At 38.7% G+C, this 10,658-nt stretch carries 8 protein-coding genes; 7 read left to right on the top strand and 1 reads right to left on the bottom strand.

The genetic code is table 11. The features are described 5' to 3' along the window. Nucleotides 1–196 precede the first annotated feature (196 nt). Complete coding sequence (locus tag KS419_RS00485) at nt 197–469, bottom strand: YgaP family membrane protein (protein ID WP_217064132.1); 273 nt, start codon at nt 467–469, stop codon at nt 197–199. Nucleotides 470–573: 104 nt separating this feature from the next. Here KS419_RS00485 and KS419_RS00480 point away from each other — a divergent pair, with 104 nt between their 5' ends. From KS419_RS00480 to KS419_RS00450, 7 genes are all read left to right on the top strand, one after another. After that, nucleotides 574–2,322 carry an adenine deaminase C-terminal domain-containing protein gene (locus KS419_RS00480; protein ID WP_217064131.1) on the top strand — a complete coding sequence of 583 codons (1,749 nt, stop codon included), beginning with the start codon at nt 574–576 and terminating at the stop codon, nt 2,320–2,322. Nucleotides 2,323–2,363: 41 nt separating this feature from the next. After that, on the top strand, nt 2,364–3,452 hold the full coding sequence (locus KS419_RS00475) for a DUF3048 domain-containing protein (RefSeq protein ID WP_217064130.1): 1,089 nt from the start codon (nt 2,364–2,366) through the stop codon (nt 3,450–3,452). A 64-nt stretch (nt 3,453–3,516) separates the two neighbouring features. Then, the gene (locus KS419_RS00470; protein WP_217064129.1) at nt 3,517–3,816 is read left to right on the top strand and encodes a YerC/YecD family TrpR-related protein; all 300 of its coding nucleotides are present in this window, start codon (nt 3,517–3,519) and stop codon (nt 3,814–3,816) included. A 175-nt stretch (nt 3,817–3,991) separates the two neighbouring features. Continuing rightward, nucleotides 3,992–4,687, top strand: coding sequence for a heptaprenylglyceryl phosphate synthase (gene pcrB, locus KS419_RS00465; RefSeq protein WP_217064128.1), 696 nt, complete (start codon nt 3,992–3,994; stop codon nt 4,685–4,687). A 100-nt stretch (nt 4,688–4,787) separates the two neighbouring features. Then, nucleotides 4,788–7,040, top strand: coding sequence for a DNA helicase PcrA (gene pcrA / locus KS419_RS00460; protein ID WP_217064133.1), 2,253 nt, complete (start codon nt 4,788–4,790; stop codon nt 7,038–7,040). A gap of 12 nt (nt 7,041–7,052) precedes the next feature. After that, entirely contained in the window at nt 7,053–9,056 is a 2,004-nt protein-coding gene (gene ligA / locus KS419_RS00455) for an NAD-dependent DNA ligase LigA (protein WP_217064127.1), read from the top strand. Between the two features lie 40 nt (nt 9,057–9,096). After that, nucleotides 9,097–10,290: a CamS family sex pheromone protein gene (locus KS419_RS00450; protein ID WP_217064126.1), complete on the top strand. Its 1,194-nt coding sequence runs from the start codon at nt 9,097–9,099 to the stop codon at nt 10,288–10,290. The last annotated feature ends 368 nt before the right edge of the window (nt 10,291–10,658 follow it).

The raw sequence follows: 10,658 nt of genomic DNA, 5'->3' as shown, positions 1-10,658 counted from the left end.
TCCTATCATGCGAGCGACGAGCGCAGCCATTGCCATACAAATAAAAGGAACTGAAAAAGTGGTTTTAAACTTTTTCAGTTGCTTCCTACTCGCTAAGGGGCACTTCGGAAGTGACAACCGAAGTCAAAGAGCGGACTTCGGTTGTCATTCCTCCACTGCCCTACGCTCGTAATCTTAGGCGAATACGCTTTTCTACTTATGATGGATTAAGCGGTGCGTATTCGTAATTTTCATCCAATCCATCTTCCTCATCCTCTTCATAATACTCCACGGTTTCTTCAAATAAGTAAGTAATTGGACAAAATCTGGTTATTCCTTCTGCAACCTTCATTGCCCCCAGAAAAGCGGCAATAAAAGGCATCATGTCGTTCGATCTTGTGCGGATTAATTTTGAAGTCGCCCAAGAGAGGACTGTAAATCCACAAGTAATTCGAATTAGAGCATTTACGAGACCGATGTTTTGTCTCATTATAAAACCTCCCTTTTCTTATTTTTTCAAAAAAATCTTTACTGATTTAAAGGAGAAGTATGTTAAGATTAAAGGAAACACTTAACAAAAACTGGGTGATGAGAATGGTAAAAGGCTTTTCACATTATTGGACAAAAAAAGAAGTTAGACAACAGCTTAGTGTTATAAGAGGAGAAATATCTCCAACGAAAGTTATTGTCAATGCAAAATGGTTGAATAGTATCCGTAAGTGCTGGATGGAAGGTAATATTTGGATACATCATGATAGGATTGTTTATGTTGGCAAGGAACTTCCTCATAAAAAGAATGGAACAGAAGTCATTGATGCAACAGACAATTTTGTTGTCCCAGGATACATTGAACATCATGCTCACCCATTTCAGTTATATCATCCCCTTACATTGGCTCAATATGCATCAGAGAGGGGAACCACAACGCTAATAAACGATAACATGGTATTTTTTTTATTATTAAATAAAAAGAAAGCGCTTACTTTGTTAGATTGTCTTCAAAAAACACCTGCTACAATGTTATGGTGGGCCAGGTATGATGTACAGACAGAATTGGCAAATGAACATGATGTGTTTGCTTATTCGAATATAAAAGCCTGGTTAGATCATCCATATGTGGTCCAAGGGGGAGAGCTAACCGATTGGCCAAAAGTACTTCAAGGTGATGACTCCATTCTCCATTGGATGTTAGAAACGAAGGATGTTCGTAAACCGATCGAAGGACATTTTCCAGGAGCAGGAGAAAAGACATTAACACAAATGGCATTATTAGGTGTTGATGGGGATCATGAATCTATGTCTGGTGAAGATATTCTACGTCGAATTGATGTTGGGATGACGGCCTCTGTAAGGTACTCCTCGATCCGTCCCGATTTGCCAAAAATCATGAGGGAGTTGCACGAAAAAAAATTCTCGAATTATGATCGACTTCTAATGACGACAGATGGATCTCCACCGAGTTTCTTGGAAAATGGAATGATGGACCATTTAATAGAACTGGCTGTTGAGCAAGGAGTACCATTTATTGAGGCTGTAAATATGTGTACTTATAACGTTGCCCGTCATTATCATATGGACGACTGCATTGGAATGATTGCACCAGGTCGTTTGGCCAATATAAATATCCTTTCTTCATTATCTACGCCTTTGCCAAAAGATGTATTGGCTAAGGGGCATTGGGTTAGAAAAAATGGGATATCGTGTTTTCCAGTTCAGAAGTTCCCTTGGGATAAATATGGTTTCGAACCTTTAAAGCTTGATTGGCATCTTACTGAAAAAGATTTTCATTTTTCTATCCCGTTAGGATTGGAGTTGGTGAATGAGGTTATTATTAAACCATATAGGATAAAAATGGACCTCACATTGGAGGAACTTCCTGCTGAAAGGGACGAGAGTTTTTTCATGCTGATAGACAGATATGGGAAGTGGGTAGTCAGTACCGCGATTAAAGGATTTGGGAAAAACATTCATGGATTGGCAAGCTCCTTTAATAATACAGGTGATATTATTTTAATAGGGAAAAGTAAAAGAGGGTTACTTTCTGCATTTGAACAATTAAAAAAACAGCAGGGGGGCATTGCTTTAGTCGATAATAATGGAGAAGTAGTATCTTCCATTCCTTTGCCTCTGGGCGGCATAATGTCCGAATTATCGATGGATGAGATAGGGGAACAAGAGAAACAATTAAAAGACGCTCTTAAACAACGGGGATATCTTTATCATGATCCGGTGTATAGTTTGTTATTTTTTAACGCAACACACTTACCGTATATACGGGTAACACAAATGGGGATCTTTGATGTGAAGAAGAAAAAAGTACTCTTTCCTTCTATTATGCGTTAAACTATAAAAGTGAATAGTCAATCAGGAAGGGTGAGTATTTCATGCAAATTAAAAAAAATGTACTAGTTAGTTTATTTACTTTTATCATTCTACCTTTTGTGGCTTGTTCTTCCGATGTTGAGGATGTTTCAATCATTAATGATTTGGAAGAAAGAACGATTTCCTTAGAGCTAAAGGAAACGCCAGATGCTCCGTTTGGTTATTATCCTTTAACTGGAATGGAAATAAAAGAGGAAATGGAAGTGGACTACCGAGCATTTGGTGTCATGATTGAAAACTCCATGGCTGCAAGACCTCAATCTGGTCTCTATCAAGCGGATGTGGTGTATGAAATTTTATCAGAAGGAACCATCACAAGATTTTTAGCTATCTTTCATAGTCAAAAACCAGAAAGAATTGGCCCATTAAGAAGTGCCCGAAGCTATTACGTCCATTTAAATAAAGGAATGGATAGCATATATGTGAATGCAGGTGGAAGTCCAGGTGGATTAAGTCTAGCAGAAAGCAGTTATGTTGATAATATAAATGCACTTATTTATGATGGGAGATTTTTTTCAAGATCAACAGATCGTGTGGCTCCACACAATATGTATACAACCTATGATGATTTAGTTGCTGCTGCGGAATCCATTGGTTATGAAATGGACAGGCTGCCCCCCAAACTGCATTTTGTTAATAAACTTGCTGAAGTGGAGGGGGAACTGGTCAAGGAACTAGAGGTTAATTACGGAAGCCCTTCAAATAACGTTCAATATAAATATGATGAAGGTTCAAAAAGGTATCTTCGCTATATAGGGGGACAACCATCAAATGATTTAGAGACAGGAGAACCGGTTGCTCCAAAAAACATTTTTATTGTGGAAGCTAGTCATAGGGTTATTCCTAAAGGAGAAGATCATATTGATGCTGGATCACAGCGTCGTGAAATTGATATAGATTCAGGTGGAAATGCTTATTTAATTCAAGAGGGGATACTGCAAGAGGTTGAATGGGTGAACGAGAATGGCATTCTGCTTCCTTATAAAAATGGAGAACTTCTTCCCTTTTTACCAGGTCAAACATGGGTTAATATCGTTCCGTCTGGTAGTGGAGGTCTGCAATCCAATGTCAATCTTCTCCTCGAAGAATAACAGCAGAGCAGATTTTGCGTATAAGTATGTTCATGATTAATATGTTAGAAAGGGTGTATATAGAATGCAAATTGATAAATTACGGGGGAAAGAACTGGATCAATTATTTAATGCAATTTTAAGTTTAAAAGATCTTGAAGAATGTTATCAATTTTTTGATGACTTATGTACGATGAATGAAATCCAATCATTGGCCCAACGTCTTGAGGTCGCAAGAATGCTAATGGAAGGCTATACGTACCAAAGAATTGAGAAAGATACAGGTGCCAGTACGGCAACGATTTCTAGGGTGAAACGATGTATTAATTATGGGAATGATGGATACCAGTTAACGCTCGAGAGGGTACATACAAAACAGGAATAATAAAAGAATAAGAAAAAAATCGCAACTTCCACCATTGGAAGTTGCGATTTTATTAGACAAATATTACCTGCTAGAACAACTCACCTGTAAATAATGAGGAATGGTTTTTTTTTTGATATACTATCATAGTGAATAAACAAGAACTGATTCTGTGAGATAGTTGGGGGATAGAGCCATGCTGGAATACAAGGAGTGGAAGCATGTTTTTAAAATAGATCCAAATAAAAGCATTAATGATGAGGATCTAGAGAAATTATGTGAGTCGGGAACGGATGCAATTATCGTAGGGGGCAGCGATGGTGTAACGGAAGAGAACACCATTAATCTGTTGATGCGGGTTCGCCGCTATTCTGTTTCCTGTGCACTTGAAGTATCAAATCTTCATTCGATCGTTCCAGGGTTTGATTACTTTTTGATACCTTCTGTTCTTAACTCTCCCCATGCAACTTGGATAAATGGATTACATCATAGGGCATTAAAAGAGTTTGGAGATATCATCAATTGGGAAGAGGTTTTGGCCGAAGGTTACTGTGTGCTAAATGAGAACTCAAAAGTTGGACAATTAACAGATGCTAAAACGGATTTAACTAGTGATGATGTTGTAGCTTATGCTCGTATGGTTGATAAACTATTTAAAATGCCGATTTTTTATATGGAATATAGTGGGGAGTTTGGTGACCCTGACTTAGTAAGAGAAGTATCCGCTGAACTAGAGACTACTCAGCTTTTTTACGGAGGAGGAATTACATCTGTTAAAAAAGCAGAGGAAATGGCCCGCCATGCAGATACAATTGTGGTTGGAAATATAATCTATGATGACATGAAAACAGCTCTCGAAACGGTTAATGCTGTAAATAGGAAGAGAGTGTAAAAGAGAATTTTTCAATGAAAAAAGTCTTGGGAAAAAATTATACAAAAGCAAATTAATAGGGTAATATAGAAGCAAGAAAAATAGAACGTACGTTTGGATGGTGGAGTGGATGAGACAGCAATTGTTAAATGGTCTGAATCCTGAGCAGGGTAATGCAGTAAAACATGGGGATGGACCTTTATTAATTATGGCAGGTGCCGGAAGTGGCAAAACACGGGTATTAACGCATCGGATTGCTTATTTAATTGAGGAAAAGGGAGTTCCCCATTGGTCGATTTTAGCGATTACATTTACAAATAAGGCAGCAAGGGAAATGAAAGAACGGGTAGGCCGAATTGTTGGCCCGTTGGCGGAAGAAATATGGATTTCTACGTTCCATTCCATGTGTGTTCGTATTTTAAGGCGAGATGTGGATCGGATTGGAATCAATCGGAATTTTACCATCTTAGATTCATCGGATCAGTTGTCTGTTATTAAACGAGTCATGAAGGAACAGAATATGGATGTAAAGAAATTTGACCCTCGGTCGATTTTAGGGACAATCAGTTCCGCAAAGAACGAATTGAAAACGCCGAAAGACTATGAAAAAACAGTTGGCGATATTTATGATAAAACGGTACTGAAAGTTTATGAAGGTTATCAGAAAGAATTAACGAAAAATCAATCGATGGATTTTGATGATCTGATTATGACAACGATTAAGTTGTTTAAGCAGGTTCCAGAGGTACTGGAATACTATCAGCGTCGTTTTCGTTATACAATGGTAGATGAGTATCAGGATACAAACCGTGCACAATATATATTAGTAAAACTAATCGCGGAAAGGAATAAAAATATTTGCGTTGTTGGTGATTCAGATCAGTCTATCTACCGTTGGCGCGGAGCGGATATCCAAAATATCCTCTCTTTTGAAAAAGACTATCCAAATGTGACAACGATTATGTTGGAACAAAACTACCGTTCCACGAAAAAAATATTGCAAGCTGCAAACGAAGTCATTGACCGAAACCCTAACCGAAAACCGAAGAAACTTTGGACGGAAAATGAAGAAGGGGAAAAGTTAGCCTTCTATGATGCGGACAACGAGCATGATGAAGCACGTTTCGTGGCAGGGAAAATGAAAGAACTGACAGAGACAGGGAGATTTAGTCCCTCTCAAATGGCTGTTTTATATCGCACCAACGCACAATCCCGTGTGGTGGAAGAAATGTTAATAAAATCTAATATTCCATATCAAATTGTCGGAGGGATGAAATTCTATGATCGAAAAGAGATCAAAGACTTATTAGCCTATCTCCGATTAGTTTCTAATCCGGATGATGATATTAGTATTCGTAGAATCATTAATGTTCCCCGTCGCGGCATCGGTGCAACAACTTTGGAGAAGATCGAAGCTTATGCTGCATTAAATGATTTATCCATCTTTAAAGCTTTACTGGAAGTGGACCAAATTGGTTTAAGTCCAAGATTTGAAAAGACGTTACAGGAGTTTGCCCACCAGATTAATGGATGGGTGCAAATGCAGGATTATTTAGCTGTCACCGAATTAGTGGAAGAATTATTAGACAAAACAGGTTATCGGGAAATGCTTAAAAATGATAAAAGTATTGAATCAGAAGCCAGATTAGAAAATATTGATGAGTTTTTATCCGTCACACAAGAATTTGAAAATACGAATGAGGATAAATCCCTTATTTCTTTCTTAACAGATCTTGCTTTAGTGGCAGATATTGATAAAGTAGCTGAGGATGGAGAAGAGGTTAAGGACACGGTTCTCTTAATGACTTTACACTCTGCAAAGGGGCTTGAATTTCCAATTGTTTTCTTAATTGGACTGGAAGAAGGTGTTTTTCCACATAGCCGTTCTTTAATGGAAGAAGCCGAAATGGAAGAAGAGCGTCGATTAGCTTATGTGGGCATAACGAGGGCGGAACAGGAACTATATATTACAAGGGCGAAAATGCGTACTTTATATGGCCGTACAAATATGAACCCCCCATCACGTTTCCTTGGGGAAATTCCAGATGAACTGATTCATAAAGTGAACGAGACACGAACAGATGCACCAACACCGCCATGGATGCAAACTTCTCGCGGAAGCTCTTCACTGGGGGTTGGTCAAACCAAGACAACAGTCTCAGGAACAAGAACGAAAGAGCGTGTGAAGACAACGGTGACTGGCGGAGATTCCTTTAGTTGGTCTGTTGGAGATAAGGCAGAGCACAAGAAGTGGGGACTTGGTACTGTTGTGAGTATGAAAGGGGAAGGGGAAAATATTGAACTGGATATTGCCTTTCCAGCGGTGGGAATAAAGCGTTTGTTTGCTAAATTTGCGCCAATTACAAAAAAATAAGGTGGGACGAGCATGACAAAGGATGTTAAAGTGAAATTAGATCAGTTAACAGATCTGTTAAACGAATATGCCTACTCCTATTATGTCCTTGATCAACCAAAAGTCTCTGATGCAGAATATGATCAACTACTAAGGGAATTAGTAAGTTTAGAAGAGAATTATCCAGAGTATAAACGGGAGGACTCTCCAAGTGAACGAATCGGGGGGAATACGCTGGATCAATTTCGAAAAGTACAACATACCATTCCGATGTTAAGTCTTTCCAATGCATTTAATGGAGATGATTTGAGAGACTTTGACAGAAGAGTGCGTCAAGGGCTCGGACATGAGCCAACTTACAGTTGTGAACTTAAAATTGATGGACTTGCTATTACACTTATTTATGAGCAAGGTAGATTTGTTTTAGGAGCAACCCGAGGTGACGGAACCATCGGGGAAGACATAACGAGTAATTTAAAGACTATTCCATCGATCCCCCTTCGTTTAAAAGAGGAAGTGGATATTGAGGTCCGTGGAGAGGCATTTATGCCGAAAAAATCATTTGAACGTTTAAATATGGAAAAAGAAAAAAAGGGGGAAGCGTTATTTGCTAATCCCCGTAATGCAGCAGCGGGATCTTTAAGACAATTGGATCCTAAAATAGCTGCCAAACGTAATTTAGATATATTTATTTACTCCATAGGGCAAGTTAGGGAGCGGGAAATCACGTCTCATCATGAGGCTCTGGAATTTGTAGACAGACTGGGGTTTAAAATAAATAAGGAACACCAACATTGTGAAACAATAGAAGATGTGATTCATTATTGTGAAGGATGGTTGGAAAAGCGTGCTGCTCTCCCCTATGAAATCGATGGGATTGTCATAAAAGTAGATGCTCTAAAGGATCAGGAAGTGTTAGGGTTCACTGCAAAAAGCCCCCGTTGGGCGATCGCTTTTAAATTTCCGGCGGAGGAAGTAGTGACTACCTTACTTGATATTGAATTGAGTGTTGGACGTACAGGAGTAATAACACCAACTGCTATACTAGAGCCTGTTTCTGTAGCTGGGACAACCGTAAAACGGGCTTCTCTTCATAATGAAGATTTAATAAGGGAAAAGGATTTAAAATTAGGGGATAAAGTGACGATAAAAAAAGCTGGCGATATTATCCCGGAAGTGGTAAATGTATTAACCAATTATCGTACTGGAAATGAGAAAGATTTTTCCATGCCCACGGAGTGTCCCGAATGTCATAGTGAACTGGTACGGATTGAAGGGGAAGTGGCACTCCGTTGTGTTAATCCAAAATGTCCTGCTCAAATTAGAGAAGGTTTAATCCATTTTGTGTCAAGGAATGCTATGAATATTGATGGGCTCGGAGAACGGGTTATTACACAATTGTTTGAACACGAATTGATAAAGGATGTTGCGGATCTATATAAGTTGGAAAAACATGAATTATTAAACTTAGAACGAATGGGAGAAAAATCAGTAGACAATTTACTACATGCTATTAACGTTTCAAAAGAGAACTCTTTAGAAAAATTGTTGTTTGGTTTAGGGATTCGTTTTGTGGGGGCGAAGGCCGCCAAAACTCTTGCACAGCACTTTGGAAGTATTGATCAACTTCAGACAGCGACCAGGGAGGAACTAGAGGCCATAAATGAAATCGGTGTAAAAATGGCAGATGCTATCAACACCTTTTTTGAACAACCGGAAGCAAAGGAACTCCTGGATGAATTAAAGAGTTTAGGTGTGAATACAGAATATAAAGGACCAAATCCACTGGCTACTGAGAAAAATGAGACGTATTTCTCAGGTAAAACGATCGTGTTGACTGGTACTATGGAAAAGATGGCACGGGGAGAAGCAAAGACGGAAATTGAATCCCGTGGGGGAAATGTTACTGGAAGTGTGAGCAGTAAAACAGACTTATTAATTGCCGGAGAAAAAGCAGGTTCTAAACGTAAAAAAGCAGAAGAGTTAAATATTGAAATTTGGGATGAGAATCGTTTTCTAGAAGAGTTAAATAAGTAAACAAAAATAGTATGTCGCATCGGGTGAGGAGTGTTTTATTATGAAACGAAGAAGTATGATATGTATGGCCATACTGTTGTTTTTAACTGGTTGTGTTCCCACTTTAGACCGTGGGGAAGAAGAAATTATTATTGTAGAAGAAACAGATGAAATGGAAGAACAGCAGTTTATCATTACGCCAACCATTGATACTCCTGAAAATTTTTATCGTAACGTTTTAGATGAAAGTGGAACGTATTTACGAAGTCAGGCAAGGGGTGTCGTTGCCCATGCGATGAACAACAGGATTGATATAAATCAATTTGAGGTAGGACTAATGGAAATTGCCTCAGCCAATTTTGACCAGAGTGAATTTTATTTTCGGGAAGGCAGCTACTTAACTGGAGAAACAATAAACCGATGGTTAAGAAGGTTTGACCCTGAGGATCAGCGCAACACAGACGGGTTAAATCCACCATTAGCCGAAGGGGAATCTGATGAAGATCAAATGAGAGAGAACCCTCTAGTTTTATCTAATGTACTTGAGCATAACTATTTTTATGGAAGTGCCGAAGAAGGAGTAAATCTTGGGGGGGTTGTGGTCGGATTAGCTTTACGTTCTGTTTATTATTTTCGGACAGAGGTTGTTGGTGATGATGGAATTGTTCGATATCATTTTCATGAAGAAACGTTAGATTTAGATGAAGTAGAAGAACAAGGGAAAGAAATTGCTCAGGAAGTTGTGGAACGTTTAAGGGGAATGGCGGAAGAATTAAGGGAAGTTCCTATAACAGTAGCACTCTATCAAGAGGAACCACGAGGTTCTATCGTTCCAGGATCATTCATTGCAATGACACAATTAGGTGAAGGGGAGACTATGATTGGGGAATGGGAAGCCATTAATGAACAATTCTTGTTTTTCCCATCAAGGGCAGCGAGAGATGCTTATCCGAACCAGTCTAATGTATTTAGTCAATTTAAAACGGAAGTGGAAGACTTTTTCGGTAGATCAATGGGTGTTGTTGGAAAAGGGCGTTATAAGAATGATACATTAGAAGAATTATCAATTGAATTTAATTTACAGTCTCACGGAAAAGCAGAAATAATTGCATTAACTCAATTTATAAGTGGACGTGTCAGTGAGAATTTCAGCTCGGATGTTCCCGTTTATGTGTATGTCAATTCCATTAATGGACCTGAAAGTATTATCGTGCAATATCCAGAAAATGAACCTCATATACACATATATAAATAAATTAATACTAATGGGAAAAAAGCTTTGGATGAATGACATTAACAGTTTGAAAAGGTGCTCACCATCCAGACCGATTAGGAGTAACCGTATGAAATCGAAGGAACTGAAAAGTTGTAAGATACTTTTTCAGTGGCCTCGATTTCATACGGTTTATTTTTAAAGAAAGTATAAGTTTATGAACCTTCGGGCAAGTTGTCTAGCTCCAGCGCCTACTCGCATGGGAACTGAAAAAGTGGTGCTTTTCCACTTTTTCAGTCCCTAAGCAATGAGCGCAGCCGTCGCAATCTTTAAAAAGCTTGATAGGAGTGGTTTTCTCCTATCAGGCGAGCGACGAGCGCAGCCATTGCCATACAAATAAAAGGAACTGA

Origin of the sequence: Evansella tamaricis, assembly GCF_019042215.1 — a bacterium.
GTDB classification, from domain to species: Bacteria; Bacillota; Bacilli; order Bacillales; family Salisediminibacteriaceae; genus Evansella; species Evansella tamaricis.
Note: the sequence above shows the minus strand (reverse complement) of the source record. Positions and strands in the feature narration are given on the sequence as shown.

Bases quoted from the DNA above. Each gene is read 5' to 3' on its own strand.
- KS419_RS00485 (WP_217064132.1), bottom strand. From the start codon at position 469: ATGAGACAAAACATCGGTCTCGTAAATGCTCTAATTCGAATTACTTGT.
- KS419_RS00480 (WP_217064131.1), top strand. From the start codon at position 574: ATGGTAAAAGGCTTTTCACATTATTGGACAAAAAAAGAAGTTAGACAA.
- KS419_RS00475 (WP_217064130.1), top strand. From the start codon at position 2,364: ATGCAAATTAAAAAAAATGTACTAGTTAGTTTATTTACTTTTATCATT.
- KS419_RS00470 (WP_217064129.1), top strand. From the start codon at position 3,517: ATGCAAATTGATAAATTACGGGGGAAAGAACTGGATCAATTATTTAAT.
- pcrB (WP_217064128.1), top strand. From the start codon at position 3,992: ATGCTGGAATACAAGGAGTGGAAGCATGTTTTTAAAATAGATCCAAAT.
- ligA (WP_217064127.1), top strand. From the start codon at position 7,053: ATGACAAAGGATGTTAAAGTGAAATTAGATCAGTTAACAGATCTGTTA.
- KS419_RS00450 (WP_217064126.1), top strand. From the start codon at position 9,097: ATGAAACGAAGAAGTATGATATGTATGGCCATACTGTTGTTTTTAACT.